The following is a 26,684-nucleotide window of genomic DNA, read 5'->3' on the forward strand; positions in this document are numbered from 1 at the left end:
GGCCCGCGAGGGCCCCGGCGGGCGTGAGGGCATCGGCGGGCGGGCGGCCCGGAGCGATCCGGGCCGCCCGGGGCATCAGGGGCATCAGGGGCGGAGCGACACCGTCCAGCCGCTCTTGTAGGTGTCCGGCACCGGGTGGCGCGGCCAGTCGCTTGCCCAGGGCGGCGGGTCCGCCCGGCGCATGACCACCGCGTCGGAGTGTTCGGGGGTGCGCGGGTCCGTTCTGATACAGCCCGCGGCGTGCGCGACGGGGATAGCCGAGTCGTTGCCCGTGACCGCGCACGGGGCGCGTACGCCGTGCGCGTGGAGCACCGCCGCGATGCGCCGCCAGTCCTCGCGCGCCTGCTCCTGGATGCCCGCGTGGGTGTGCGCCAGGCCGGCCTGGACGGACAGGTGGCCCGCCAGCACCACGGTGAGGACGACGGCCACCGGTACCGAGCGGCGGGCCCGGTCGGCGATGCGGAGCAGGCCGAGGGCGGCGGGTACGGCCAGCAGCGCGTAGCCGGGCAGCAGGAAGCGCGGAGCGGCGTAGGGCAGCAGGAAGAAGTACTGCGCCGTGAGCGAGCCGGCCGTGGCCGCGGCCAGCCACAGCGGTGCCGCGTCCCCCGTGCCCGCCATGCCCCACGGCGTACGGGTGCGGCGGGCCGCGAGCAGGCCCAGCGCGGCGAGCAGCGCCAGCAGCGGCCACCAGGCGGCGGCCGCCCACCCCACGCCGTCGCCCGTGCAGGGGCGGCACAGCAGCGGGCCGTCCAGCGAGGTGAGGTGGTCGGCCACCGACAGCACCGGCCGCATGCCGCCCTGGACCTCGCTCGCCTCGGCGAGCCGCTGTGCCACTCCGCCGAACCGCAGCCGCGCCTCCACCAGCCACGGCAGCGCGCCCGCCGCGACGCCCGCGGCGACGGCCCAGATCCTGCCCCGGCCGCGCCAGGCGGGCACCGCGACGGCGGCCAGCAGCAGGGGGGCGGCGAGGGCCGCGCCCTCGTTGGGCCGCATCAGGGTCGCCACGGCCAGCCCGGCGGCCAGCCCCGCGTACCGCGCGCCGCGGCCGGGTCCGTGTCCCGCGAAGCAGCCCGCCGCCGCGAGCGCGCCCATCGCCGTGTAGTGGTTGGGCATGGCGGCGCCCGCGTAGAACAGCGCCGTCCACAGCGAGCCGTACAGCGCCGCCGCCACCCACACCGCCGACGGCCGGGGCACCACCCGCAGCCAGGGGCGGAAGCCCAGGTAGAGCGCGGTGCTCGACAGCGCCAGCAGCCAGACGCGCAGCAGCACGACCGAGTCGCTCCAGGAGGCGACCGGGGACAGCAGCAGGGGCACGCCGCGGGTGCGCGGTGCGCTGAAGGGGGTCGGGGGGCCGTAGGGGGAGAAGCGACTGGCGTAGACCGTCTCGTCCCAGCCGAGCGGCAGGGTGAGCGGCACCAGGACGGCGGCGGACAGCGCCAGCAGGGCGCAGACGGCCGCCAGCTTGCGGGCCTCCCGCCGCAGGGCGCTCGGCGAGCCCGGCGCGGCGGCCGTGGCGCCGGTGCCGACGCCGCCGAGCCCTCTGATCCCTCCGGGGGCGAGGAGCCCGCCGGGGACGGGCACCGTACGGCCGAAGGCCGGTGCTCTGCCCGGCGTTCTGCCCGGCATGGCGTTCACGAGGCCTCCACCCGGTCGTCCTGCGGCCTGCGGTCTGCCCCCCGCCCGCCGTTGTACCAGCGCGCCGGCCGGGGCGGCGCGCGCCCGCGCGGCGGCCGCACCGATCGGACGACGGCCGTACGGCAGCCGGCCTACGGGCCGCGTCCGCACCGAAGACCGGTGAGGGCCGGTGGGGGCCGGTGGGGGCCGGTGGGGGCCGCCACGAGCGGAGGGAGGAAGGGGGGCGCGCGGGATGATCCGTGCGCTGTGACGCACGCCCCATACGCACGGCCCGCCACCGTCGGCGGAGGAGGACGGACCTGCCCGCGACCGGGCGCGAAGGAACCGGAAAACAGCCGTTGAGCTGGGATTTCGGCCGTCCTGACGCACCGGCGCCGCCTGCCGTGAGCAGGGCTCGGACGATTGCCGGCCGAGCCCGCCGGGCGGGGTGCCGGACGGGCCGCGAGGCGGGTCCGGGCCCGCCGGATTCCTGGCCTCCCGATCCGGAAGAGGTCTCAAGTAGGCTACGGCACCGTTGCCGTCCGGCAAGGATGCCGAAGACCGTGACGCCCGCCGATGCTGTCGACCGGGTTCGTACGAAGAAGCGGAGTACAGCGGTGGTGCGGATCGAACTGGGGGCCGCGGTGTCCGTCGCCCGGGAGATCGCCGAGGAGGTTCTGGCCCCGCGGGCGGCGGCGGTGGACGCGGAGCAGCGGTGGCCGAAGGAGGGCATGGCGGCCCTGCTGGCCCGGCTGGGCGGGCTGGTGGTGCCCGAGCACTCCGGCGGCATGGGGCACGGGCTGCTGGCCGTGGCACAGGTCGGCGAGGCGACGGGCCGGGCCTGCGCCTCGACGTCGATCTGCTTCGGCATGCACCTGGTCGGCTCGGCGGTGATCGCCGCGCAGGCCGACACCGTCCAGCGGGAGCGGTATCTGGAGCCCATCGCCGCCGGGGAGCACCTGACGACCCTGGCCCTGTCCGAGCCCGGGACGGGCGGCGAGTTCTGGCTGCCGCAGACGCACATGGAGCGCGTGGAGCACCCCGGCGGCGACCGGCTGCGGCTGACCGGCTCCAAGAGCTTCGTCACCAACGGCGGCCGCGCCGACTCCTACGTCCTGTCCACCATCGCCGTGGGGCCGCAAACGCCGCCCGGCCAGTTCTCCTGCACGGTCGTCGACGCCGGCGCCCCGGGCCTTCGGTGGGGGCCCGAGTGGCACGGGTTCGGCATGCGGGGCAACGCCTCGCGCGGCCTGGAGCTGCCCGGTGTGGAGATCCCCGCCGAGTGCCTGCTGGGGCAGGAGGGCGACGAGATCTGGTACATGTTCAACGTCGTCGCCCCCTACTTCCTGATGGCCATGTCCGGCGCCTACCTGGGCATCGCCGCGGCCGCCCTGGAGGAGACCCGCGCCCACCTGCTGCGCCGGCGCACGCGCGCCGGCCGCGCCCTGGCCGGCAACCCGGTCGTGCAGCACCGGCTGGGCACGATGTGGGCCCGGGTGGAGCGCACCCGGCGGCTGATCTACCACGCCGCCGCCGAGGCGGAGCTCGGCGGCCCCGAGGCCCTGCCGGGGCTGGCCTCGGCCAAGGCCGAGGTCGCCGACGCGGTCGAGGCGACCGTGAACGACGCCCTGACCCTGGTCGGCGGCATCGGCTACGGGACCGACTCACCGCTGCAGCGGATGCTGCGCGACGCCCGCGCCGCCCATGTGATGGCCCCGGTCACCGACGTGCTGCGGACGTGGGCCGGCAAGGCGCTGCTGGACGAACCGCTGCTGGAGGGCTGACGGCATGCTGACGATGCCCGGCGGGAGTACCCGCATCCTGCTGGTGGACGTCCTCCCCGAGACCGCGGAGGATTTCGAGGCCGCGTTCGGCGAGGGGGCCGCGTCCGGCGAGGAGGCCGAACTGGTCCACGTCACGGCCGCGAGCGTCCTGGAGCACACCGAGGGCAAGCCCGGCGAACGCCGGCCCGCCGTGGCGGTGGTGGGCCGGCGGGTACCGGCCCCGGTCGGCCTGATCCACGCGCTGCGTCCCCATCCGGCGGACCTGGCGGCGGTGGTGGTCGCCACCTCCGCGACCGACTCCCGGCTCACCACGCTGCCGATACTCTTCTCCACCGACCTCGTGCGCCGGATCCCGGAGGCACGGGCCGGCCTGCTGCCGCAGACGGCCCGCGAACTGCTGGAGGGCGTGACCCGGCGGCGCGCCGAGACCGCGGTGCGGGCCGCCGCCCAGCGGCAGCTCGTCACCGGCGCGGTGATGAACCGGCAGCTGGGGGAGCGGCTGCTGGGCGAGTTCCTCACCCAGGCCCCGATCGGCGCGCTCATGCTGGACGACGACGGGGCGGTGCTCGCCTGGAACCACCGGGCCGCGGACGTCCTGGAACTGGACGACCACGGCTCACTCCGCCGTCCGCTGGCCGGCCTGTTCCCGCCGGACGCCCGCGCCACGCTGCGGCAGCACCTGGCCACCGCCCGGGAGCAGTCCGCCCCCGGCCCCGACGTGGTCTTCGAGCGCACCCGGTCCGACGGCACCTCACAGGCCATGCGCATAGCCCCCCAGAGGGTGACGGACTCCGGGGGCCGCGAGCGCGTCCTGGTGCTCGCCGAGGACGTCACCGACCGCCTGCACGCGCAGCGCAAACTCGCCGAGCGCACCGGCCACGCCCTGCTCAGCGCGGAGGTCGCCGCCGCCATGACGGCCTCCGGGCCGCTGGCCGAGCGCCTGCACCGCTGCGTACGGGCCACCGCGGACCGGCTGGGCGCCGACCGTGCCTGCCTGTGGACCCTGACGCCGTCCGGCAGGCCCGAGCCCGCCGCCTGCGCCGACGTCGACCGCACCACCGCCGCCGACCTCCTCCACCCCGAGCACGCGGACGAGGAGCTGGTCGGGCGGATCGCCGCCCGGCAGCGCCCCCACCTGGACCTCACGCCCCCCGGCGGCCGGCGCGCCGGGTCCGGCCGGCCGGCCGGGTCCTTCGCCGGCTATCCGCTGGTCTCCGGCGGGGAGCTGATCGGCGTGCTGACCCTGAGCACCCGGCTGGCCCTGCCCGGCTCCACACTGTCCATCCTGGAGAACATCGCCGACCAGGTGGCCGTCGGCATCCAGCGGGACCGCCTGCTGCACCGGCTGCGCGCCACCACCCAGGCCCTGGAGCGCCCGCTGCTCCCGCCCCGCCTGCCCGAGCTGCCCGGTTTCGACCTCGCCGCCCGCTACCACCCCTTCGGCAGCGGCCTGCACATCGGCGGGGACTTCTACGACGCCTTCACCGCCCCCGACGGCCGGTACGTCCTGGCCCTGGGCGACGTCTGCGGCAAGGGGCCCGGCGCCGCGGCCATCACCGGCCTGGTGCGCCACACCCTGTGGGCGGCTGCCCAGCACACCACCGACCCCGAGCACGTCCTGGGGCTGGTCAACAACGCGCTGCGGCGTCAGAACACCCCCTTCTGCACCCTCGCCTACGCCGTTCTGGAGCCGCCCTCGGATCCGGCGGCCCCCGCCGAGGACCCCTCCGGTGCCGGCACCGCCCGTGTCCGCATCGCCTCCGCCGGGCACCCCGCCCCGCTGCTGCTCGGCGCCGACGGCCGTGCCGTGCCACTGGAGGTGCGCGGCCCGCTGCTGGGCGTCCTGGACGAACTGCACCACCCGGTGACCGAGGTGGAGCTGGGGCCGGGCGAGACCCTGGTGTTCTACACCGACGGCTTCACCGAGGGCGCCGGGGCGGAGGACCGCCGCGAGCCCGAGGACCTCGCCGCCCTGCTCGCCGGGCACCCGTCGGTGTCCGGTGACGGGCGCCCCGCCGACCGCGTGGTGGCGGCCCTGCTGGAGGACGCCCACTCCTGGTGGGGCGAGCGGCTCCGCGACGACCTCGCCGTCCTGGCGCTCACCCGCCTGGGCTGAGCGCCGCCGCCCGTCTGCGGGCGGCCCGCCCTCGGGGGCGGGCTCTCAGGGGCGGGCTCTCAGGGGCGGGCGCGGAGGGGCGGGCTCTCAGGGGCGGGCGCGGAGGGGCGGGCTCTCAGGGGCGGGCGCGGAGGTTGGTGCCGTTCAGGCACAGGGCGATGTTGCGGACCGCGGCGGTGAGCTCCTCGATCACCCGGGCGGCCTGCTCGGCGTCGTGGAAGGCGGGCCGGTCGGCGGACGCGGACAGGGAACTGCTGAGGTCCTCGGTGAGCCGGCGCATCGCGTCCAGCTCCTCGGCGGGCGGCACGGCGGGCGCGTCGGACGCCGCCGGCGGGGCTGAAGGGGTCGAAGGAGTCGAAGGGGTCGCCGGGACGAGGGGTACGGGCTCGGGGGCGGGTGCCGGTTCCGCGGGCTGAGAGGGCTGAGCGGACTGGGCCGGCCGCGCGGGCGCGGCCTGGGGTTCTGCCCGGGGCGCGGCGGGGGCGGCCGACGCGGCAGGCGCGGCCTCCGGAGCGGCAGGCGCGGCAGGCGCGGCAGGTGGAGCGGCAGGCGCGGCAGGCGCGGCCTCCGCCGCCCCCGCACCCGCGCCCGCACCGCTGCCGCCGGCCGCCGGGGCGCTCCACCCCCCGGCGGACCTCGACGCGTCCGGCGAGAGCCTGGTCTGCGGCGGCAGTACGTTCTCGGCGGTGCCCGGGGACCACAGCGGCGCCGTCGGCTGCGGCGCGGTGGGGACGTGCTCGGCCTTCCACTGCAGCCGGTAGCACTCGACCTGGTCGGCGCAGGCGGTGCGGGCGTGGAAGATCGCGCTGCCCTCGCCCAGGTCGGGGTACCAGAGGTTCGGGCCGGGGAAGCGCACCGTCCGCATCCGTGGCTTGATGGGTTCCGCGCAGCCGATGCAGCAGCCCGCCGGCACGCACAGCCCCGCGCCCTCCTTCTGCGCGGCGGCGCGGGGGCCGATCTCCCCGCGGTACTCCCCGTTGCCGCAGGGCGGCAGTTCGCCGCAGGTGCGGCAGACCGCGTAGTGCTCCGGCAGGACCTGCCAGCCGTGGCTGATGGGCGCGCACCAGTGCTTGGGCGCGGAGCGCGGGTAGTTCTCGTTGCGCAGGACCAGCACCACGGGCCGCTTGTAGAAGTCGGCCCGCTCGGGGGGCTGCGCGTTCAGCCGCCCGTTCATCCGGCGCAGGTCCTCCGAGTGCCGCCACAGTTCGAGGTGCTCGCGCCAGGCCTGCTCGTAGGAGAGCGGCCAGGGGTGGTCCCGGTACTCGTCGATCTCCAGGATCCGCCAGGGCTGCCGGTCGAAGACGACGACGTGCCCGCTCCTCAGGCGCAGGTGCGTACCGTTGTCGCCTTCCTTGGGCCAGTCGATGCGGCCGACGCGGGTGGGCTGGTCGGGGAGCCCTTCGCGAACATGCATGCCACGCTCCTCGGCAACGGGACAACTATGGTCAACATGGAGCACTTTCCACCATTCTGGATCATTTCGGACCTTTAGCCGTTCAGACACGCGCACGCCCCCGTCCCGCCCGCCTCTCCGCACGGCCGCCGTGACGTGCCGTCAGGCGGCTTCGGTACGGCACCGGCGCACGGCGCCGGACCGCGCCAACACCGGGCGCCCCCGTGAGTATTAACCTTTTGCCTGAGATTCCCCATGAATGGTTGGGTGCCCGCCATGAGACCCGTGACCGAGAAGGACATCCGCGCCTCGTTCGTCAACTGCTCCAAGGGCGAGGCCAGACGCATGGCGCTGCCTCGCGATCTGACCGAACAGCCCTGGGAGGACCTGGACTTCCTCGGCTGGCGCGACCCCGCCGCCCCCGGCCGCCGCTGCCTCGTCGTCGAACGCGGCGGCCTGCTCACGGGCGTGGCGCTCCGCTCCCCCGCCCGGCAGCCGGGCCGCACCCGCCGCGGCGGCGGCATGTGCTCGCTGTGCCTGACCACGCACCCGGCCGACGGCGTGGCCCTGATGGCCGCGCCCAAGGCCGGCCGGGCCGGGCGCGAGGGCGACTCGGTCGGGCTTTACATGTGCGCCGATCTGGCCTGCTCGCTGTACGTGCGCGGCAGGAAGGTCCCCGAGGGCGGCGGACGCCTGGAGGAGTCGCTGACGGTGGAGGAGCAGGCGGAGCGCACCAGGGCCAACCTCCTGGCCTTCCTCGACCGGCTCCACACGTGAGTCCGGGCCCGGAGCAGCTTGCGGCCGTCGCCCTCCTGGCCCTGGTCGCCCACGGTCTCAAGGGCCTCACCGGCTTCGGGCCCGCGACGCTTTTCGTACCGGTGGCGTCGCTGCTGTTCGGCCAGCCGGCCGCGGTGGCCGCCTCCGGAGTCCTGGACGCCACCTCCGGCGCGGCGCTCACCGCCGCGGACCGGCGCGTCCGCCGGGGCCGGGAGGGTCTGCTGACCGGCGTGTTCATGGCGGCGGGGACGGCCGCCGGGGTGGTGGCCCTGACCCGCGTGCCCGAGGCCGTGGCCGCCACCGCCCTGGTACTGGCGGTGCTCGCCGGCCTGGCGGCGGTGGTGGACGCCGGGCGGCGGGGCCCGGTGGGCGAGTCCCGGCCGCTGGACGCCCGCGACGGGGTGGCCGGCCTGCTGGCCGGGTTCGTCGGCGGCCTCACCGGGATCGGAGGCCCGCCGCTCGTCGTCCACCTCCAGCGCGTCCTGACCCCGCACGACCTCAGGGCGGTGGTGACGCGCGTCCTGCTGGTGGCGGCCGTGGTGCGGGTCGCCACGTTCCTCGCCGTCGGCGACGACGCGCAGGTCGCGGACGCGCTGCTGCTGGCGGCGGTGTGCCTGCCGCCGCAGCTCGCCGGGCTCCTGGCCGGCGCCCGGCTGGCCCGCCGCGTCTCCCCGGCCCGCCTGGCGGCGGTCAACGGCGCGGTCGTCGCCGCCTCCATCCTGCTCGCCGCCCTGGGCGCCCTGCTGTAGCACGCCCTGCGGTGGTCCCCGGCCCGGCACCGGGGCGGCGAACCGTTCCTCCGCCGCCCCGGCACCCGACGTGCCCGCTAGATCAGGCCCTGCGCCACCATGCCCTGCTCCACCAGCTCGAAGCCGGCGATGTTGGCGCCGGCCACGTAGTCGCCGGGGCGGCCGTAGCGCTCGGCGGTGGTGTGGCACAGGTTGTGGATGTGCCGCATGATCTCGGTCAGCCGGGCCTCGGTGTGCTCGAAGGTCCACGAGTCGCGCGAGGCGTTCTGCTGCATCTCCAGGGCACTGGTGGCCACACCGCCGGCGTTGGCCGCCTTGCCGGGGCCGAACAGCACGCCGGCCTCGCGCAGCACGCGCACGCCCCCCGGGGTGGTGGGCATGTTCGCGCCCTCTCCGACCGCCTGCACGCCGTTGCGCGCCAGCGTCGCGGCGTCCTTCTCGTCCAGCTCGTTCTGGGTGGCCGAGGGCAGCGCCACCTCGCACGGCACCTCCCAGACCCGGCCCCCGGGGACGAAACGCGCCCCGCCGCGCTCGGCGTACTCGGACAGCCGGCCGCGCTCGTCGAGCTTGACCTGCTTCAGCAGCTCCAGATCGATGCCCTTCTCCGCGACGACGTAGCCGCCGGAGTCGGAGCAGGCGATCGGGACGGCGCCGAGCTGCCGCGCCTTCTCCATGGCGTAGATGGCCACGTTGCCGGAGCCGGAGACGACCACGCGCTTGCCCTCCAGGGTCTCGCCGCGCGTCTTGAGCATCTCCTCGGTGAAGACGACCAGGCCGTAGCCGGTGGCCTCGGTACGGGCCTGCGACCCGCCCCACAGGACGCCCTTGCCGGTCAGGACGCCGGCCTCCCAGCGGTTGGTGATCCGGCGGTACTGGCCGAAGAGGTAGCCGATCTCGCGGCCGCCGACCCCGATGTCGCCCGCCGGGATGTCCGTGTACTCACCCAGGTGGCGGTACAGCTCGGTCATGAAGGACTGGCAGAAGCGCATGACCTCCGCGTCCGACCTGCCCTTGGGATCGAAGTCGCTGCCGCCCTTGCCGCCGCCGATCGGCATGCCGGTCAGGGCGTTCTTGAAGGTCTGCTCGAAGCCCAGGAACTTGATGACCCCCAGGTTGACGGAGGGGTGGAAGCGCAGGCCGCCCTTGTACGGGCCGAGGGCGCTGTTGAACTCCACCCGGAAGCCGCGGTTGACGTGGGTCCTCCCGGAGTCGTCGCTCCACGGGACGCGGAAGATGATCTGCCGCTCAGGCTCGCACAGGCGCTCGATGAGAGATTCGTCCAGCAGCTCGGGCCGCCGGGCGAAGACCGGTTCGAGGGATTCCAGGACCTCCCACACGGCCTGGTGGAACTCCTTCTCGCCGGGATTGCGGTGCAGTATCCGGTCGTAGATCTTCTCGATCACGCGTACTCCTAGAAGGTGCGGCTCCTGTTGTCCCGCCGGTTCCGCTGACCCCTGCGGAACCCGTGAAACGCATGACGCCGAGCACCCCCGTGGAGATCGGGTGCTCGGCGTCTTCGTCGACGTGGCGGACCTCAAGCGTGACACGCCTCGGCCACGAATTCCTCCCGGGGTGCCCCGGGTGCCCCGGCCCGGCGGCCGGAAACCGGGGCGGCACGCCTGCACGCCTGCACGCCTGCACGCCTGCACGCCTGCACGCCTGCACGAGACACAGGATCGCCTCAGATCGGAACGATATGCACATCATGGGCGTTCATCACCTGGAGATAGGCCTCGATATCGCCAGGGTCACTGGTGAAGACCACCGCACTGCCGTGCCGGACGGCCGACAGTGCCACCAGCGCGTCCACCGCGTCCGGACGCTTCCTCGGCGGGAGCTCCGCCTTCCCCAGGGCCACGCCGATACGCTGCCAGTCGGCGAGATCCGGTCCCGTCGCGCAGGTGATGCACGCCGTCTGGCCGACCTCGGTGGGACGCATGGCCGGCTCGGAGCCGCGCGCCTGCGGAACCGTACAGCCCTTCAGTGCCGAAGCCAGCGCGTGGACCGTCGCCGGACTGGGCCGCCACACCTGAGCCAGCACCGGGCCGGGTACCACGGCCCGGTGCTGCGCCTCCCCCATGGCGGCGTGAAGGCGTGCCGCCTTCGCCTTGCGGTCGGCCAGCGCGATGAGCATTCCGGTGTCGTACACCGGCACCCGTGCGGTCACGCCGCGTTCCCGGGGTGGGTGTCCGCCCCGGTGGTCGCGTCGCCCCCGAGAACGAGCTCCACGGCTTCACGCACCTCCTGCCGCTCCGCCTCGGTGAGATCGTCGTCGCCGGGCTCGGGAAGCGCGGGCAGTTCGGCGGCCTCCGCCTCGGCCGCGGCGATCACCGCGTCGATGTGGGAGAACTGGGCCTCTATGGCCTCGGTCTCCGCCATCTGCCGCGTGGCGGCGTTGACCAGGTAGGCGGAGACGTCCATGCCCGCACGCTCGGCATGGGCCCTGATGCGCTCGGCGTGCTCGCTGTCCAGGCTGATGCTGATCCTCGTCTTGGCCATGAATGCATTGTATGACGCGTATTACGCCTGCTTCGCATTCTTCCCCGCAGTCGTCCGACAACTTGCCGCCCAGGACTACAAACGGCCTCACTGGTAAGGGATGTGGCATCCCCGGCGCGCGTGCGCGGGCGCCCGCGCGGGAAGCGGGGTACGAGCGCCGTGCGCCGTGCGCCGTGCACCGCGCGCCGCGTGGCGCTCTTGGCCGAGGAGAGAGAAGTCGTTAGGTTAGCCTCGCCTAATTTGACGGCCGTTCAGGCGGCCCGGGCACACACCCGGAGGGAGGGGACGTGAGCGCTTCCGACGGCGGCTGACGCCGCGCACCGGACGACCGCACCGCCCTCCCCGACCGCACCGCCTCCCCGACCGTGCCGCACCAGCGAGGTAGAGCCCGTGTCCATCGTTCTCCCGCCCTCCGCCGCCCCGCGTTCCGCCTACCCCGCCGAGATCCTGCCCGAGCCGGTCCGCCGGCGCCTGCTGGAACTGGCGGAGGGCGAGGTGCCCGTCTCCGCCTACCTCTACGACGGGGAGGCCGCCGCCGCGCGCGCCCGCGAGCTGCGCGCCGCGCTGCCGGGGTGGGCGGCCGTCCACTACGCGGTGAAGGCCAATTCCTTCCCCGGCGTCGTACGGGCGCTGGCCCCCTACGTGGACGGCTTCGAGGTCGCCTCCCGCACCGAGCTGGAGCTGGCCCTGGCCGCCCTGCGGGAGCGGAACGGTCCGGGAGGCGCGCCGGGCTCCCCCGCCTCCCCCGCCTCCCCGGTCCCCGTCGTCGCCGCCGGACCCGCCAAGTCCGTGCCCGTGCTGGCCTCCCTGGTGCGCGCCGGGGTCGAGGCGATCAACGCCGAGAGCCTGCTGGAGCTGCACCGCGTCAGCCGTATCGCCGTCGCCGAGGGCACCACCGCCCGGGTGGCGCTGCGCGTCAACCCCGCCGACGCCCCCACTGCCGGTACCACCACCGGGCCGGCCTCGGGGTCGCTGCGCATGGGCGGGCGGCCGTCGCAGTTCGGGGTGCCCGAGCCCGACGTGCCCGGGGTGCTGGAGCAGGCGCTGCGGCTGCCGGGCCTGGACGTCACCGGCTTCCACATCCACGCCGCCTCCAACAACCTCGACGCCGATTCCCAGGCCGCCCACCTGCGCCGGTGCGTGGAGTGGAGCGCGGCGACCGCCCGAAGTCACGGCGTGGACCTGCGCATGGTCGACGTCGGCGGCGGCATAGGCGTGGCCTTCGAGGAGCTCGCGGGCGAGCGGCCCTTCGACGTCTCCCGCTTCGGCGAGCTGGTCGCGGAGTGCGAGCCGCCGCCGGGGGTGCGGGTGGTCCTGGAGCCGGGCCGCTTCCTGGTGGCCGACTGCGGCTGGTACGCGGCCGAGGTCACCGACGTCAAGCACAGCTACGGCACCGCCTTCGCCGTGCTGCGCGGCGGCATCAACCACTTCCAGCTCCCCACCTCCTGGGACCTGGTGCACAACATCGCCGTCCTGCCCGTCGACCGCTGGCCCGGCGGCCTGCCGCGCCCGGAGGCGGCCGGTGAGCGCGTCACCGTCGTCGGCGAGCTGTGCACCCCGGAGGACACCCTGCTGCGCGATGTCCGGGTGGACCGAGTCCGAGCGGGGGATCTGGTCGTTTTCCCCTATGCGGGCTCCTACGGCTGGGAGTTCGCGATGCACGGCTTCCTCGGCCACCCCGTCGCGGAACGCCACCTGCTGTGACCACCGACCGCCCCCGGAGACGGCCGCCTGGCCGTACCGCCGACGCCTTCCTCCCGACGGAGCGACCCCGACGGAGCGACGGAGTAACGGAGCGAGAACGCCATGACCGTGCCCACCGCACCTCCGACACCGGCCGCCGCCGAGGCCACCGGCCCCGCTGCCACCGGCCCCGCTGCCGCGCCCACCGGGCGGGCGGCGTGACGGGCCGCGTCCGCGCGGCGGAGGCGGGCTCCCCGGCGCCGGGCGTCGCCGCCGTCCCGGGCGCCCGGGACGGCGGCGGCCGGGCCGAGGCGCTGCGCGCCCTCGTCGACGGGCTGCCGGCGTCCGCCGCCCCCTCCGGTACGGAACCTCCCACCACGGAGCCGCACACCACCATCCCGCCGCCCGGCACCGCCCTGTCCGGCTCCGTGGACGGCCCCGGCGCCCTGGAGCCGCTGCTGCGCGCCGCGCTCGCGGCGCTGGAGGAGGGGGCGGCCCTGCGCGGCGGCCCCGTACCGGCGCTCGAACCCGGCGAGCTGGCCGCGCGCGTCGCCGGGGAGTACGCGGCGGCCCGCGGCGCGGCGGCCCTGCCCCGGCTGACCTCGCTGCTGGCGTACGGCAGCGCCGATCCGGCCGACCCGCTGTGCGCGGCCCATCTGCACTGCCCGCCGCTGGCCGTCGCCGTCGCCGCCGATCTGGCCGTCTCCGCTCTCAATCCCTCGCAGGACTCCTGGGACCAGGCGCCGGCCGCCACCACCCTGGAGACGCTGCTGCTGGCGGAGCTGGCCGGGCTGGTGGGGTACGGCGAGGAGGCCGCCGGGGTGCTGACCTCCGGCGGCACCGAGTCCAACCTGATGGGCCTGATGCTGGCCCGCGACCGGGTGATGGGGCGCGCGTCGGAGCGGCAGGTCGAGCTGGAGGGCGTGCCGCGCACCGGCCCGCGCCCCCGCGTGTTCACCTCCGCCGCCGCGCACTTCTCCGTACAGCGCGCCGCCGCCCTGCTGGGTCTGGGCGAGGAGTCGGTGGTGCCCGTCGGCATCGACCACGCCCAGCGCATGGACCCCGGCGCGCTGGCCGGCGCCCTGGAGCGGTGCGCGGACGCCGGCGAGCTGCCCGTGGCCGTCGTCGCCACCGCCGGGACGACCGACACCGGCACGGTCGACCCGCTGCCCGAGTGCGCGCGCCTGGCCGCCGAGTACGGCGCCTGGTTCCACGTGGACGCGGCCTACGGCGGCGGCGCGCTGCTGTCGGACCGCCTGGCCCCGCTGCTGGACGGCGTCGAGCTGGCCGACTCGGTCTCCCTGGACTGGCACAAGCTGGGCTGGCAGCCGGTCGCGGCGGGCGTCTTCCTCGTCCGTCGCGCGCAGACGTACGCCTCGCTCGCCCGCCACGCGGCCTACCTCAACCCGCGCGACGACGAGGAGGCCGGCTATCCCAGCCTGCTCGGCCTGTCGCTGCGCACCACCCGCCGCGCGGACGGCTTCTCCATCGCCGTCACCCTGCGCACCCTGGGCCGCGAGGGCCTGGGACGGCTGGTGGACGCCTGCCACGACCTCGCGCTGGCCGGGGCGGCGGCGGTGCGCGCCCACCCCCGGCTGGAGCTGCACGCCGATCCGGTGCTGACGGCGTTCCTCTTCCGCTACGTGCCGCGCGGGCACAGCGATCCCGGGCACAGCGATCCCGGGCGGGCGGACCGGATCAACGCCGCCCTGCGGCGCAGGCTGCTGCGCGAGGGCCGCGCGGTCGTCGGCCGCACCGAGCTGCCGGGCGAGGGGCCGGGCCGGGTGCGGCTGAAGCTCACCCTGCTCAACCCGCACGCGACACCCTCCGACGTCGAACGGCTGCTGGACACGGTCGCCGAGGCGGGCCTGGCTGAGGAGCGGGCCGATGAGCGGGCCGATGAGCGGGCCAGGAGCCGGGCCGGGGAGGACCGCGGGTGACCCCGGACCCACTGGGCGCAAACCCGTCCGCGCACGGCGGCCCCGACCCGCTCGACCACCCCGACCCGCAGCGCGCCGCCGCCACCGCCGCGGCCGAGCGGCTGCTGCGCGCGTACGTCCGCGAGACCGGCACCGAGGTACCGGCCGCCGGGCAGTCGCTGCACCTGGTGCTGCCGCTGAGCAGGATGACGCTGCGCGTCCCGGTGCGGTACCGGTCCGCGACCGGCTGGCACCGCTTCGGCGAGGTGCGCGTGGTCACCTCCGAGCGGGGCGGCAGCCTGCCGGCGGACATCGCGCTGGCGGCGGCGGGGCTGGTCCGGGAGCACACGCTGCGGCGCGGCCGCTCCCTCCTCGACGGAGGCGACGCGGTGGCCCGGGTGCTGGACTCGGCCCGCCGTACCGCCGTCCACCTGGCCCGGCGCCGCGCGGAGCCCCCGGGCACGGCCGGCCCGACACCGTTCCTGGACGCCGAGCAGGCGCTGCTGCTGGGCCACCCCCTCCACCCCGCGCCCAAGAGCCGGGGGGAGGCGTCGGACGCCGAACTGGATTCGTATTCCCCGGAGTTGCGCGGCTCCTTCCCACTGCACTGGTTCGCCGCGCACCCGGACGCGGTGGTCGGCGAGAGCGCGGACGGCCGCCCTGTCCCCGAGCTGCTGCGGTCCCTGGCGGCGGATGTGGAGGTGCCCGCCGGCATGGTGCCGGTGCCCGCCCACCCCTGGCAGGCCCGCGAGGCCGTACGCCGCCCGGAGACCGCCGCGCTGCTGGAGGCCGGGCTGCTGCGCCCGCTGGGGCCGGCCGGTCCCGCCTGGTATCCCACCTCCTCGCTGCGGACGGTGCACCGGCCGGACGCGGAGGCGATGCTGAAGCTGTCGCTCGGCATGCGGATCACCAACTCCCGCCGCAACAACCTCCGCGGCGAGCTGCGGCTGGGGGTGCGGGCCACGCGGCTGCTGGCCGCCGGATCACCGGACCGCCCCGGGCCGGGCGGGTGGCTGCGCGCCGAGCACCCGGAGTTCGGCATCCTGCGCGACTTCGCCTGGGTGTCGGTGGGCCGCGGCGAGGGTGACCCGGAGACGGGGCTGGAGACGGGGCTGGAGACGGCGATACGCGACAACCCCTTCCGCGGCGGGAGCGGAACGGGGAGCGGCGGAACCGGCGAGGCGCTGTGCGTGGCCGGTCTGCTGGCCGAGCGCACCGGCCCCGGCGACGGCTCCCCGCCGCCGTACCGCGCCGCGCTGTGCGAGGCGGTGGCGCGCACCGCCCGCGCCCACGGCGTCTCCGCCGCCGAGGCCTCGGAGCACTGGCTGCTGCGCTACCTGGAGGTGCTGGCCGTCCCCCTGATCCGCCTCCACGCCCACCACGGGATCGCCCTGGAGCCGCACCACCAGAACACCCTGGTGGCACTGGACGCCGACGGGCTGCCGGTGGCGGGCCGCTACCGCGACAGCCAGGGCTACTACGTCTCCGCCTCCCGCGCCGCCTCGCTGGAGCGGCTGGTGCCGGGCCTGTACGAGGGGGTGGAGCTGGTCTTCGAGGACTCCTTCGTCGACGAGCGCGTCGCCTACTACCTGGGGATCAGCAACCTGCTGGGCCTGGTGGGCGCGTTCGGCTCGTTCGGCCTGGCCCGCGAGGAGCGCCTGCTGGGCGTGCTGCGCGGCGCGCTGGAGCGGCTGCGCGCCGCCGAACCCGGCGCCAAGGACCTGCTGGAGCTGCTGCTGGACGCGCCCACGCTGCGCTGCAAGGCCAACTTCCTGACCTGCGTGGACGGGCTCGACGAACTGGTCGGCGACGTCCACACCCAGTCCGTCTACACCGACCTTCCCAACCCCCTCGCGGAGGCACAGCGTTGACCGACCACTCCACCCCGCCGCACGGCGTGCACGACCTCGTCGGCGTCGGCATCGGCCCGTTCAACCTCTCCCTGGCCGCGCTCTGCGACGGCGTGCCGGGGCTGGACACCCTCTTCCTGGACCGCCGTCCCGCCTTCTCCTGGCACCCCGGCCTGCTGCTGGAGGGCACCGTCCTGCAGGTGCCCTTCATGGCCGACCTGGTGACGATGGCCGACCCCACCAGCCGCTGGTCGTACCTGAACTACCTGCGCGAGCACGGGCGGCTGTTCCCGTTCTTCTTCTCCGAGCGCTTCCACATCCCGCGCCGCGAGTACGACCACTACTGCCGCTGGGTCGCCGAGCGCCTGCCCTCGTGCCGCTTCGGCGCGGAGGTGACGGCGGTGGAGTGGGACGCCTCGGCCGAGGCGTTCGCCGTCACCCACCGGCCCTCCGGAGCGCCTTCCGGCGGGGACCGGGACGGCGGCCGGGAGGAGCGCGTACTGGCCCGGCGGGTCGTGCTCGGCGTCGGCACCACCCCGGTCGTGCCCGAGCCGCTGCGCCCCCTGCTCACGCCCGCGCACGCCGGGCGCGTACTGCACAGCGCCGACTACCGCACCCACCGCGCCGCCCTCGCCGGGAGGGACGACGTGACGGTGGTCGGGGCGGGGCAGTCCGGCGCCGAGGTCGTGCTCGACCTGCTGCGGCACCAGGACGGCGAGGGGCGCGGCGGCCCGTACGTGCGCTGGCTGGCGCGCACCCCGGCGTTCGCGCCCATGGAGTACTCCAAGATCGGCCTGGAGCACTTCACCCCGGACTACGTGCGCTACTTCCGCGCTCTGCCCGAGTCCGTCCGCGACCGGCTGGTGCGCGAGCAGTGGCAGCTCTACAAGGGTGTCAGCGAGCAGACCCTCGGCGAGATCCACGACGAGCTGTACGAGCGGACCATCGGCGGCGGCCGGCCGCGCGCCGGCCTCCACCCGGGCGTGGAGATCACCGCCGTGCGCCCCGTGGAGGACTCCGGGGGGCGCGGCTACGTGCTGGGCTGCCGCCACACCGGGCAGGGCACGGAGTTCGAGGTGCGCACCTCGGCGGTCGTCGCGGCCACCGGCTACGCCGCCGTGCGCCCGGCCTGCCTGGACCCGCTGGACAAGCTCGTCGACTGGGACGCGCGCGGCCGCTACCGCGTCGGCGGCGACTACCGCGTCGCGCTCGACGAGAGCGTCACCGGCGCGCTGTACGTGCAGAACGCCGAGATGCACACCCACGGCGTGGGCGCGCCCGACCTCACCCTCGGCGCCTGGCGGGCGGCGGTGATCCTCAACTCCGCCGCCGGGCGCACCGTACTGCCCGTGCCCGACCGGGCGGCCTGGACGACCTTCGGCGCACCCGGGGCCGGGGCGCCCGAGGCCGAGGGCGAACCCGGGACCGAGGCCGGTGCCGGGGCGCGCGAGTCCGGGGCGCGCGAGTCCGGGGCGCGCGCCGGGGAGGCGGCCCGGTGAGCGCCGTCCCCCGCGACGCCTGGCGGGAGGCCGGGCGCAGACTCCTGACCAGGGCCGTCGAGGAGTTCGCCTACGAGGAGCTGCTCGTCCCCACACCCGATCCCGCCGCCTCCCCCGACACGTACCGGCTGGACCTGGGCGGCGGGGTGTCCTGGACGTTCCGCGCCGCCCGCGGCTCCTTCGGCTCCTGGCGCCTGGTCCCCGGCACCCTGCGCCGCCGGCCCGCGCCCGGCGGCGGCACGGGAGAGGGGGTGGTGGAGGATGCGGGGCCGGAGCGGCTGCTGCTCGACGCCCGCGAAGTGCTGGGCTGGGACGGCCCCACCACCGCCGAGGTGCTGCGCGAGCTGACCGCGACCCGCCTCGCCGAGGCCCACGTCATATCCCGCGACCTGCCCGCCGCCGAGCTGGCCGGCCTGGACCACCTGGAGCTGGAATCCCACCAGGACGGCCACCCCTGCATGCTGCTCAACAAGGGCCGCCTGGGCTTCTCCGCCTCCGACGCCGCCGCCTACGCCCCCGAGGCGGCCGGCGAGGTGCGGCTGCGCTGGGCGGCCGTGCACACCACCCTGGCCTCGTATTCGGGGTATCCGGGCACACCGGGCCTGGACGCGGACGCGCTGCTGGAGCAGGAGCTGGACGCGGCCGTGCGCGAACGTTTCGCCGCCGCCCTCGCCGAGGCCTGCGCCCAAGGCCCTTACTCCCCGGGTGACTTCGTCTGGCTGCCGGTCCACCCCTTCCACTGGGACGAGGCCGTGGCCCCCCTCTTCGCCCCCTACCTCGCCGACGGCCGGATCGTCCCCCTCGGCGAGGGCCCGGACCGCTACCGGCCCCTGCAGTCGATCCGCACCCTCGCCAACCTCGACCGCCCCGGCCGCCGCAACGTCAAGGTGCCCCTGCTCATCCGCAACACCCTGGTGTGGCGCGGGCTGTCCACCGAACCGACCGAGGCCGCGCCCGACATCAGCGCCTGGCTGCACGCGGTACGCGAGGGCGACCCCTACCTCCGCGACGAGCTGCGCTTCCACCCCCTGGGCGAGGTGGCCTCCGTCGCCGTGCACCACCCGCTGTACGAGTCGGTGACCGACGCCCCCTACCGCTACCACGAGCTGCTGGGCGCGGTGTGGCGCGAACCGGTGACCGCCCTGCTGCGCGACGGCGAGAAGGCCCGCACGATGGCCGCCCTGCTCAAAACCGGCTCGGACGGCAGGGCGCTGGTCGCCGAACTGGTGGAACGTTCCGGCCTGCCCCCGCGCGCCTGGCTGGCCCGCTTCCTGGCCGCCCTGCTGCCGGGACTGCTGCACTGCCTGTACCGCCACGGCATCGCCTTCTGCCCGCACGGCGAGAACACCGTGCTCCTCCACGACGCCCGCGAGGTGCCCGTCGGCATCGCGCTCAAGGACTTCGCCGAGGACGTCAACCTGCTCCCCGGCCGCCGCCCCGAGTACGCCGGGCTGCCGCCGCGCGCCGACGCCGTACTGCTGCGCTGGCCGGCGCACGAGCTGGCGCACTCGCTGCTGAGCGCCGTCTTCGCGGGCCACTTCCGCTTCCTGGCGCCCCTGGTGGAGGAGCATCTGGGCGTACCCGAGGCGGACTTCTGGTCCCTGGTGCGTACCGAGACCGTCCGCTACCACGCCCGCTTCCCCGAACTCGCCGACCGGTTCGAGGAGTTCGACCTGCTCACGCCGTCCTTCGACCGGGTCGCCCTCAACCGCGAGCAGTTGCTGGGCGGCGGCTTCCACGACCGCGCCGAACGCGACGAGGGCTTCGACGTCGTCCACGGCACCGTCCCCAACCCCCTGGCCGACGCGAAGCCCCTCACCGCACCCACCGAGGAGTCCAGGTGACCGACCCGTACGAGCGGCTGCGCGCCGAGGCCGAGGCGGGGCGCGTGGAGGAGGTGGTCGTCGCCGTACCCGACCTCCAGGGGCGGCTGATGGGCAGCCGCCTGTCCGTGCCCTACTTCCTCCAGGAGGTCGCCCACGGCGGTTTCGGCGCCTGCGCCTACCTGCTCGCCACCGACGTGGAGATGGACACCGGCTCCGGCTACGCCATCGACGCCTGGGACAGCGGCTTCGGCGACTTCGTCCTGCGCCCCGACCCGGCCACCCTGCGCACCGTCCTGCCCTGGGACGAGGGCACCGCCCTCGTACTGGCCGACGCGGTGTGGCCCGGCGGCCCCGGCGGCGAACACGGCCCCGAGCACGATCCCGGCCTCGACCCCGAGCCCGTCGCCGTCGCCCCCCGCCACGTCCTGCGCACCCAGCTCGACCGGCTGGCCGCCCGCGGCCTGACCGCGTACGCCGGCACCGAGCTGGAGTTCCTCGTCTTCACCGCCTCCTACCGCCAGGCCTGGGAGCGCCGCTACACCGGCCTGCGCCCCGCCGCCCGCTACAACACCGACTACTCCCTCCAGGGCCTGGAGGAGGTCGAGCCGGTCGCCCGCCGCATCCGCCGCGCGATGACGCGCGCCGGGCTGCGGATGGAGACCGCGCGCGGGGAGTGCCACCCGGGCCAGTACGAGATCGTCTTCCGCTACGACGAGGCGATGGCCACCTGCGACAACCACGTCCTGTTCAAGGACGGCGCCAAGCGGATGGCCGCCGCCGAGGGCGCCTCGCTCACCTTCATGCCGAAGTTCGACGAGGGCGAGGGCAACTCCTGCCACGTCCACCTCTCCCTGCGCGGCGCCGACGGCACACCCGTGCTGGCCGACCCGTCCGCCGGCGACGGCATGTCGGAGCTGATGCGGCACTTCGTCGCCGGGCAGCTCGCCTGCCTGCCCGACCTGGCCCTGCTGATGGCGCCCAACGTCAACTCCTACAAGCGCCTCCAGCCCGGCGCGTTCGCCCCGACGGGCGTCGCCTGGGGCCGCGACAACCGCACCTGCCCGATACGGGTGGTGGGCTCGGGGCCCTCCCTGCGCATCGAGCACCGCGTCCCCGGCGGCGACGCCAACCCGTACCTGGCCGTCGCCGCCGCCGTCGCCGCCGGGCTGTACGGCATCGACAACCGCCTCCCCCTGCCGCCGGAGCACACCGCCAACGCCCTGGCCGACCCGTCCGTCCCCCGTCTGCCCGCCACCCTCACCGAGGCCCTGCACCGCTGGGAGAACAGCGGCATCGCGGCCGGACTCTTCGGCAAGGAGACCGTCGCCCACTACGCGCGGGCCGCCCGCGCCGAACTCTCCGCCTTCGAACGCGCGGTCACCGACTGGGAGCGCGTCCGCGGCTTCGAGCGGCTGTGAGCCGGCCTGTGCGTCCGCACACTGGAGGCATGACCGCCACCTACTCCCTCGCCGAGGCGCGCCGCGTCCTCCGCGCCGAACACGTCAGCCGGTAGCTCACGACCGGAGCCGGGCCCGCCAGGGGCGGGTGACGGTCCGGGTGTAGGCGCGGTGGGCGGGGTGGCGGGCGGCGTGGCGGAGCTGCCAGTCCATGACGGTGCCGAACTCCACGCCGGTGTGCGACGCGGCGCCGCACACGTCGCAGCTCATGCGGTACGTGGCCGGGGGCGCGTCGGGCGCGGTGTCCGGTTCGCCGGTCCAGCCTGCCGTGTCCGGCTCGGCGCGCAGGCGGCGGAACATCACGGGACGCCGCCTCCCGGCCCCTGTCCCGGCCCTCGCCCCGGCACGGGGTTCTGCGGCACGGGCCGCAGGGAGATCTCCCACAGGCACTCGGCGCCCGTGTGGCTGTAGACCACCGCCCGTCCGGCGCGCAGCAGCCGGTGGGTGCGGTCGGCCGCCACCTCGTGCCCCCAGGCCAGGAACCGGGCGGTGGCCCCGGGGTCGTCGGGGCCCAGACTCGCCGCGATCCGCACCGCGCGCTCCCCCGCCCACCACTGGACCTCCCCGGCGTGCGCCGAGAAGCAGTCCCCGAGGTGGAACATGTGCGGCCGGGGTGTGTGCAGGTAGGCGACGGCCTCGGCCCGGTACGCGGCGGGCCACCGGCCGCTCATCCGCCCTCCCCCGCAGGTGAGCCGAGCAGCACGGTGAACCACACCCACTTGCCGCCGGGCACGCAGGTGTAGCCGATGGCGTCGGCCGTCTCCCGCAGCAGCCACAGCCCGCGTCCGCGTTCGGCGTCCCAGTCCGGCACCTGTACGGCGGGGGCCCGGCGGGAGCGGTCGTACAGCCGGACCAGGGCCGTGCCCCGCCCCTGCCGCACCTCCAGCCTGCACCGCCGGTCGGCCACGTGCCGGCACACGTTCGACAGCAGCTCCGAGATCCCCAGCCGCGCCGTCTCCACCGCCGCCCGGTCCCCGCCCATCGCCCGCACCGCCGCCGCGACCTCGCGCCGCCACACCTCGATCTCCCGCGCCTCGACGGTTATCTCCCAGGCGAAGCTGTGCCGTTCCTCAGCGACTCGTGCGGGGATGGCCATGGGGAGCCTCCAGTGGCAGAAGGAACGTGCCTGTTCCGGCACGCGGTTCGAACGATCCGTCGCATATCGGTTACGGAACGTCGTGGAATCCAGAGTGATCCACCATCTCGCTCAACCGCAAGCCAGTCATTCGCAAGTTTTCACTTATTCACCCTGCGAACCGTCGTTCTATTTCTCTTTCGCTCCGCGAAGCGAAGGAGTGCGGCACACTGAGCCCGACTTCATCCGAGACAGGGAGATGCTTGTGGGACGGCCGGTCACGACGGTCCGCCGGATGCGCCTGGGCATGGAACTGCGCCGTCTGCGGGAGCAAGCGCGCGTCTCGCAGAACGCCGCAGCGGAGGCCATCGACGGCAGCGACACCAAGATCAGCCGGGTCGAAGCAGGCAAGACCGGCCTGAACCGGCTGGAGTTGACCGCGCTGCTCGACCTCTACGGAGTCGCCGACGAGCGGTTCCGGTCCGGCCTGGTGGAACTCAACCGCACCAGCCGCCAACGCGGTTGGTGGCAGCAGCGCAGCGACATCCTGGCACCGAAACTCCAGGAGCTGATCGAGTTGGAGTCCACCGCGTCGCAGATCTTCGAGTACGAGGCCATCGTCATCCCCGGTCTGTTCCAGACCGAGGAGTACGCACAGGCCATCATCAGCGGTTTCCCACCGCCGCACAGCGTGCCCGTCGAGCAGGCCGTCCAGATCCGCCTGGAACGGCAGAAGCTCATCGAGCGTGACGACGCGCCCCGCATCATCTGCGTACTCGACGAGGCGGTGTTGCACCGCCAGGTGGGAACACCGGAGGTGATGGCCGACCAACTGCGGAAACTCATCGCCATCAACAACCCACCGCATCTGTCGATCCAGGTCATCCCGTACAGCGCAGGAGCACACGCGGGGGCGGACGGCAGCTTCCGGCTGTTCAGCTACCCGACCCCGGCCGATATGGACATCTGCTTCCTGGAGCAGAAGGAGAGTAGGGTCTTCATCGAGGAAGAGGCCGGCCTGGAGCCCTACCGCACGGCGGCGGAACACCTCCGCACCCAGGCGTTGTCATCGCCCGACTCGATGAAGCTGATCGCCGGCCTCGCAGCGGAGTTCGACAGTAGAGGCTGAACACCATGCGACATGACCTGCCGATCGAGCGGTGGCGGAAGTCCAGTTACTCCAACGCACAGAGTGGCAACTGCGTGGAGGTGGCGGAGATACCCGGCGCCGCCGGCATCGCCGTACGCGACTCCAAGAACCTGAGCGTCCCCCCGGCCCGCGTCTCCCGCCCCGCCTGGGCGGCGTTCCTCTCGGCGGTGGCACAGAGCGCGCCTCCCACCGCGTGAAGGGCGGGATCGCCCTGGCGGGATCACCACAGCTCCGCACGCCATAGGTCCTACAGACCGCCGACCGACTGGGAGTTGAGGAAAGCGTGCTGTGGCCCAACGCCGTGAAGGCCGTCATGAAGACCGGCCCCGACCGCGAGGTCGTCTCGGTCTACCCGTACCGCTCGGCCTGCCCGTCGTCCGTCTGGCGCTCGCTGATCACGGACGCCCGCGAGGAGCTGACGTTCGCCGGATACACCAACTACTTCCTCTGGCTCGACCACCCGAACCTCGCCACCGTGCTCAGGAAGAAGGCCCGCGCCGGTGTCGCAGTGCGGTTCCTGCTGGGCGAGCCCGACTCAGAGACGACTCGGCGCCGCGAGACGGTGGAACAGACCGCACTGACCGTCTCCACCCGCATCCGCATCACACTGGAGCACTTGGAACGGCTCGGGGACACCGAGAACATCGAGGCCCGCTACAGCCGTCACGAGGGCCACATCAGCCTGTCGGTATTCCGATTCGACGACCAGATGCTCGTCACCCCCCACCTGTCCAACCTGGTCGGTCACGACTCGCCCATGCTCCATCTGCGGCGGCTGCAGGACGACGGCATGTTCGACCGTTTCGCCTCGCATGTCGAGGCACTGTGGAAGGAAGGGGCTCTGATCAACGGATGACTGGGGGCAGCGTTCGACACGACCTGCCGATCGAGCAGTGGCGGAAGTCCAGTCACACCGCCGGCGACGGCAACTGCGTGGAGGTGGCGGAGATACCCGGCGCCGCCGGTATCGCCGTACGCGACTCCAAGAACCTGGGCGTCCCCCCGGCCCGCGTCTCCCGCCCCGCCTGGGCGGCGTTCCTCTCGGCGGTGGCGCGGGGCACGGCTCCCACCGGCTAAAGGGCAAGCGAACCCCGGAAAGAGCACTGTCGGAGGCTCCGCGCGGCCCCGGAGGAGTCGTCACCACCGTCGGCGGACGGTCGCCTTGCCGCCGGTCACCAGGCTCGCCGGCGGAACGTCGTCGGCCACGACCGCGCCGGCGGCGACCACGGCGTCACGGCCGATGCTGACGCCGGGCAGGATCGTGGCACCGGCGCCGATCCACACGTTCTCCGCGACGTCGATGGGCGCACCGGTGAGGTACAACTTGCGCTCCCCGGGATCGACCGGGTGGCCGCTGGTGATGAACGTGGCCTTCGGGCCGATCATCACGCGCTCGCCGAGCCGGATGCCGGCGTAGTCCAGGAACGTGCAGTTCTGGTTGATGAACACGCGCTCGGCGAGGTCGAGGTTGAGGCCGTGGTCCGTGTAGAAGGGCGGGTAGATCGTGACTCTCGGCGGCAGCGGCTTGCCGAGGATCCGCTCGAACAGTTTCGCCTTGCCGGCCTCGTCCTCGAAAGGCAGGGCGTTGAGGCGGGAGGTGAGTTCGGTGACCCGCAGGACCCTCTCGGCCATGGCCTGGAACTCGGCGCTGTGGATGCGCATCAGACGATCGCTGGACATGTCACGGTCCCTTCCGGTGTGACGGCGGCCGGGATTCGCCGGGTGATCAATAAGGTTCGCGCCACGGTCGGCTTACCGGCGTTCGACGTCCCACCGATCAGCACCACCCGCGCACCCCCGCATGCCGGTGACCCTACTGACCGGCGGAATGCGGCACCCGTGCCCGCCGCCGGAGCGTCCGGGCGCCGCCGCACGTGCCGCGGCGCTCCGGCACCGGACCGGGTCCGTGCCCCGGCGCCCGCACGCGGCGGTGCCCTACGCTCTGGGCCATGGCCGTTCGATGGGGGACGTTCGTCCTGTTCGCACTCGGTGTGGCGGGGCTGTGAGCTGTACTGATCTTCGTGGAGTCCCTCAAGCCTGGGTTACGCTTCCAGGCGTAAGGAGAACCACGAGCAATGCCAGCACCCCGTAAGTACCCCGATGAGCTGCGTGAGCGGGCGGTGCGCGAGGTCCGCGCGACCGGCCGCCCTGTGGCCCACGTCGCCCGCGACCTCGGCATCCACAAGGAAGCCCTGCGGTCCTGGGTCCGCCAGGCCGAGGCGGACGCCGGCGAGCGTGACGACCGGCTGACGACCGCCGAGCGCGACGAGTTGAAGGAACTCCGCAAGGAGAACGCCGAGTTGAGGCGGGCCAACGAGATCCTGAAGGCCGCCTCGGTGTTTTTTGCCCAGGAGATCGACCGTCCCCGGACGAGGCCGAGCAGGTGATCGACCACCTGCGCGACAAGGGCCTCGGGGTCGATCCCGTCTGCCGGGTGCTGGATGTGTCGCCGTCGACGTACTTCGCGCGCAAGACGCGGCCGAAGTCGGCCCGACGCCTGCGCGACGAAGAACTGATCCCGCTGGTCACAGCCGCGTGGGAGGACTCCGGGCGCACCTACGGCGCACGCCGCGTCACCCGCGCCCTGGTCCGCGCCGGACACACGGTGGCCCGCTGCACGGTCGAGCGGCTGATGGGCGAGCTCGGCATCGAGGGCGTCATCCGCGGGCAGCGCCGCCGCACCACGGTCCCCGAGCCGGCCGCGCCGCGCCCGCCGGACCTGGTCAACCGCCGTTTCACCGCCGAGCGGCCCAACCAGCTGTGGCTGGCGGACCTGACCTACATCCGCACCTGGTCGGGGTGGGTCTACGTCGCGTTCGTCCTGGACGCGTACTCACGCCGGATCGTGGGCTGGCAGGCCGCCACGCACCTGCGCACGGACCTGCCGCTGGACGCACTGGAGATGGCGCTGTGGCGGCAGAGGATCAAGAAGGACGCCGATCTCATCCATCACAGCGACCGCGGGTCGCAGTACGTATCCATTCGGTACACGGAACGTCTCGCCGAGGTCGGTGCCTCGGCGTCGGTCGGGTCCGTCGCGGACAGTTATGACAACGCGATGGCCGAGGCCCTCAACGGCACGTTCAAAGCCGAACTGATCGAACATCAGGGGCCATGGCGGGACTTCGACCAGGTCGAGCGGGCCGTCTTCCAGTGGGTCGCGTGGTACAACGGTGAACGACTCCACTCCGCCCTGGGCTACGTGCCGCCCGACGAGTACGAGCAGACGTACTGGGCGTACCTGGAGGAAGTCCCGCAGACCGCTTGATCACACGATCGCGGACTCTACGAAA

Annotated in this window: 24 protein-coding genes; 15 read left to right on the plus strand and 9 right to left on the minus strand. The window is 74.3% G+C overall.

What is annotated here, in order from left to right:
• Positions 1-84: 84 nt before the first annotated feature.
• Complete coding sequence (locus tag CUT83_RS13660) at positions 85-1,626, minus strand: hypothetical protein (protein WP_277347703.1); 1,542 nt, start codon at positions 1,624-1,626, stop codon at positions 85-87.
• A 551-nt stretch (positions 1,627-2,177) separates the two neighbouring features.
• On the opposite strand from CUT83_RS13660, the gene CUT83_RS13665 reads away from it, so the two are divergent.
• Positions 2,178-3,398 (plus strand): acyl-CoA dehydrogenase family protein, encoded by a 1,221-nt coding sequence (locus CUT83_RS13665; protein WP_206282564.1) that lies wholly within the window; start codon positions 2,178-2,180, stop codon positions 3,396-3,398.
• A 4-nt stretch (positions 3,399-3,402) separates the two neighbouring features.
• Positions 3,403-5,514, plus strand: a complete 2,112-nt coding sequence (locus CUT83_RS13670) for a SpoIIE family protein phosphatase (protein ID WP_101256110.1) — start codon at positions 3,403-3,405, stop codon at positions 5,512-5,514.
• A 115-nt stretch (positions 5,515-5,629) separates the two neighbouring features.
• On the opposite strand, the gene CUT83_RS13675 is transcribed toward CUT83_RS13670, so the two are convergent.
• Entirely contained in the window at positions 5,630-6,928 is a 1,299-nt protein-coding gene (locus CUT83_RS13675) for a hypothetical protein (protein WP_101256111.1), read from the minus strand.
• Between the two features lie 255 nt (positions 6,929-7,183).
• On the opposite strand from CUT83_RS13675, the gene CUT83_RS13680 reads away from it, so the two are divergent.
• Together CUT83_RS13680 and CUT83_RS13685 are read left to right on the plus strand one after the other, a co-directional pair.
• A complete protein-coding gene (locus tag CUT83_RS13680; protein WP_101256112.1) occupies positions 7,184-7,684 on the plus strand; it encodes an FBP domain-containing protein in 501 nt (166 codons plus the stop codon).
• Positions 7,681-8,433 (plus strand): TSUP family transporter, encoded by a 753-nt coding sequence (locus CUT83_RS13685; RefSeq protein WP_101256113.1) that lies wholly within the window; start codon positions 7,681-7,683, stop codon positions 8,431-8,433. The genes CUT83_RS13680 and CUT83_RS13685 overlap by 4 nt, the downstream gene beginning before the upstream one ends.
• Before the next feature lie 77 nt (positions 8,434-8,510).
• Here the strand turns inward: CUT83_RS13685 and gdhA are convergent, their stop codons facing one another.
• From gdhA to CUT83_RS13700, 3 genes are all read right to left on the minus strand, one after another.
• Positions 8,511-9,836 carry an NADP-specific glutamate dehydrogenase gene (gene gdhA / locus CUT83_RS13690; RefSeq protein ID WP_101256114.1) on the minus strand — a complete coding sequence of 442 codons (1,326 nt, stop codon included), beginning with the start codon at positions 9,834-9,836 and terminating at the stop codon, positions 8,511-8,513.
• A gap of 278 nt (positions 9,837-10,114) precedes the next feature.
• Positions 10,115-10,600: a hypothetical protein gene (locus CUT83_RS13695; RefSeq protein WP_173915071.1), complete on the minus strand. Its 486-nt coding sequence runs from the start codon at positions 10,598-10,600 to the stop codon at positions 10,115-10,117.
• A complete protein-coding gene (locus CUT83_RS13700) occupies positions 10,597-10,932 on the minus strand; it encodes a ribbon-helix-helix protein, CopG family (RefSeq protein ID WP_101256115.1) in 336 nt (111 codons plus the stop codon). Before CUT83_RS13700 ends, CUT83_RS13695 begins: the two co-directional genes overlap by 4 nt.
• A gap of 390 nt (positions 10,933-11,322) precedes the next feature.
• On the opposite strand from CUT83_RS13700, the gene CUT83_RS13705 reads away from it, so the two are divergent.
• The 6 genes from CUT83_RS13705 to CUT83_RS13730 all read left to right on the plus strand — a co-directional run bounded on the left by CUT83_RS13705 (position 11,323) and on the right by CUT83_RS13730 (position 21,127).
• On the plus strand, positions 11,323-12,636 hold the full coding sequence (locus CUT83_RS13705) for a type III PLP-dependent enzyme domain-containing protein (RefSeq protein WP_206282566.1): 1,314 nt from the start codon (positions 11,323-11,325) through the stop codon (positions 12,634-12,636).
• A gap of 374 nt (positions 12,637-13,010) precedes the next feature.
• On the plus strand, positions 13,011-14,555 hold the full coding sequence (locus CUT83_RS13710; RefSeq protein WP_206282567.1) for a pyridoxal phosphate-dependent decarboxylase family protein: 1,545 nt from the start codon (positions 13,011-13,013) through the stop codon (positions 14,553-14,555).
• On the plus strand, positions 14,552-16,405 hold the full coding sequence (locus CUT83_RS13715) for an IucA/IucC family protein (RefSeq protein WP_101256116.1): 1,854 nt from the start codon (positions 14,552-14,554) through the stop codon (positions 16,403-16,405). Before CUT83_RS13710 ends, CUT83_RS13715 begins: the two co-directional genes overlap by 4 nt.
• Complete coding sequence (locus CUT83_RS13720) at positions 16,402-17,883, plus strand: lysine N(6)-hydroxylase/L-ornithine N(5)-oxygenase family protein (protein WP_101256117.1); 1,482 nt, start codon at positions 16,402-16,404, stop codon at positions 17,881-17,883. Before CUT83_RS13715 ends, CUT83_RS13720 begins: the two co-directional genes overlap by 4 nt.
• The gene (locus CUT83_RS13725; protein ID WP_101256118.1) at positions 17,880-19,727 is read left to right on the plus strand and encodes an IucA/IucC family protein; all 1,848 of its coding nucleotides are present in this window, start codon (positions 17,880-17,882) and stop codon (positions 19,725-19,727) included. Before CUT83_RS13720 ends, CUT83_RS13725 begins: the two co-directional genes overlap by 4 nt.
• Positions 19,724-21,127, plus strand: a complete 1,404-nt coding sequence (locus tag CUT83_RS13730; RefSeq protein ID WP_240957602.1) for a glutamine synthetase family protein — start codon at positions 19,724-19,726, stop codon at positions 21,125-21,127. Before CUT83_RS13725 ends, CUT83_RS13730 begins: the two co-directional genes overlap by 4 nt.
• A gap of 96 nt (positions 21,128-21,223) precedes the next feature.
• Here CUT83_RS13730 and CUT83_RS13735 read toward each other — a convergent pair whose 3' ends face one another.
• Genes CUT83_RS13735 through CUT83_RS13745 form a run of 3 tightly spaced genes read right to left on the minus strand, consistent with a single transcriptional unit; the run spans position 21,224 to position 22,262 of the window.
• Entirely contained in the window at positions 21,224-21,466 is a 243-nt protein-coding gene (locus tag CUT83_RS13735; RefSeq protein ID WP_101256119.1) for a DUF7848 domain-containing protein, read from the minus strand.
• Positions 21,466-21,837 (minus strand): hypothetical protein, encoded by a 372-nt coding sequence (locus CUT83_RS13740; RefSeq protein WP_101256120.1) that lies wholly within the window; start codon positions 21,835-21,837, stop codon positions 21,466-21,468. The genes CUT83_RS13735 and CUT83_RS13740 overlap by 1 nt, the downstream gene beginning before the upstream one ends.
• Positions 21,834-22,262, minus strand: coding sequence for an ATP-binding protein (locus tag CUT83_RS13745; RefSeq protein WP_101256121.1), 429 nt, complete (start codon positions 22,260-22,262; stop codon positions 21,834-21,836). Before CUT83_RS13745 ends, CUT83_RS13740 begins: the two co-directional genes overlap by 4 nt.
• Before the next feature lie 244 nt (positions 22,263-22,506).
• On the opposite strand from CUT83_RS13745, the gene CUT83_RS13750 reads away from it, so the two are divergent.
• The 4 genes from CUT83_RS13750 to CUT83_RS13765 all read left to right on the plus strand — a co-directional run bounded on the left by CUT83_RS13750 (position 22,507) and on the right by CUT83_RS13765 (position 24,468).
• A complete protein-coding gene (locus CUT83_RS13750) occupies positions 22,507-23,370 on the plus strand; it encodes a helix-turn-helix domain-containing protein (RefSeq protein ID WP_158239008.1) in 864 nt (287 codons plus the stop codon).
• A gap of 5 nt (positions 23,371-23,375) precedes the next feature.
• Positions 23,376-23,588 (plus strand): DUF397 domain-containing protein, encoded by a 213-nt coding sequence (locus CUT83_RS13755; protein WP_101256123.1) that lies wholly within the window; start codon positions 23,376-23,378, stop codon positions 23,586-23,588.
• 86 nt (positions 23,589-23,674) lie between these two features.
• Entirely contained in the window at positions 23,675-24,247 is a 573-nt protein-coding gene (locus tag CUT83_RS13760) for a phospholipase D-like domain-containing protein (protein ID WP_240957603.1), read from the plus strand.
• Entirely contained in the window at positions 24,244-24,468 is a 225-nt protein-coding gene (locus CUT83_RS13765; RefSeq protein WP_101256124.1) for a DUF397 domain-containing protein, read from the plus strand. The genes CUT83_RS13760 and CUT83_RS13765 overlap by 4 nt, the downstream gene beginning before the upstream one ends.
• 60 nt (positions 24,469-24,528) lie before the next feature.
• Here the strand turns inward: CUT83_RS13765 and CUT83_RS13770 are convergent, their stop codons facing one another.
• Complete coding sequence (locus tag CUT83_RS13770; RefSeq protein WP_101256125.1) at positions 24,529-25,071, minus strand: DapH/DapD/GlmU-related protein; 543 nt, start codon at positions 25,069-25,071, stop codon at positions 24,529-24,531.
• A gap of 395 nt (positions 25,072-25,466) precedes the next feature.
• On the opposite strand from CUT83_RS13770, the gene CUT83_RS13775 reads away from it, so the two are divergent.
• A protein-coding gene (locus CUT83_RS13775; RefSeq protein WP_101253822.1) for an IS3 family transposase occupies positions 25,467-26,659 on the plus strand; the annotation gives its coding sequence in 2 pieces (ribosomal slippage) (positions 25,467-25,731 and positions 25,731-26,659; 1,194 coding nt in all).
• Positions 26,660-26,684 lie beyond the last annotated feature (25 nt).

Source organism: Streptomyces barkulensis, from assembly GCF_002843305.1.
GTDB classification, from domain to species: Bacteria; Actinomycetota; Actinomycetes; order Streptomycetales; family Streptomycetaceae; genus Streptomyces; species Streptomyces barkulensis.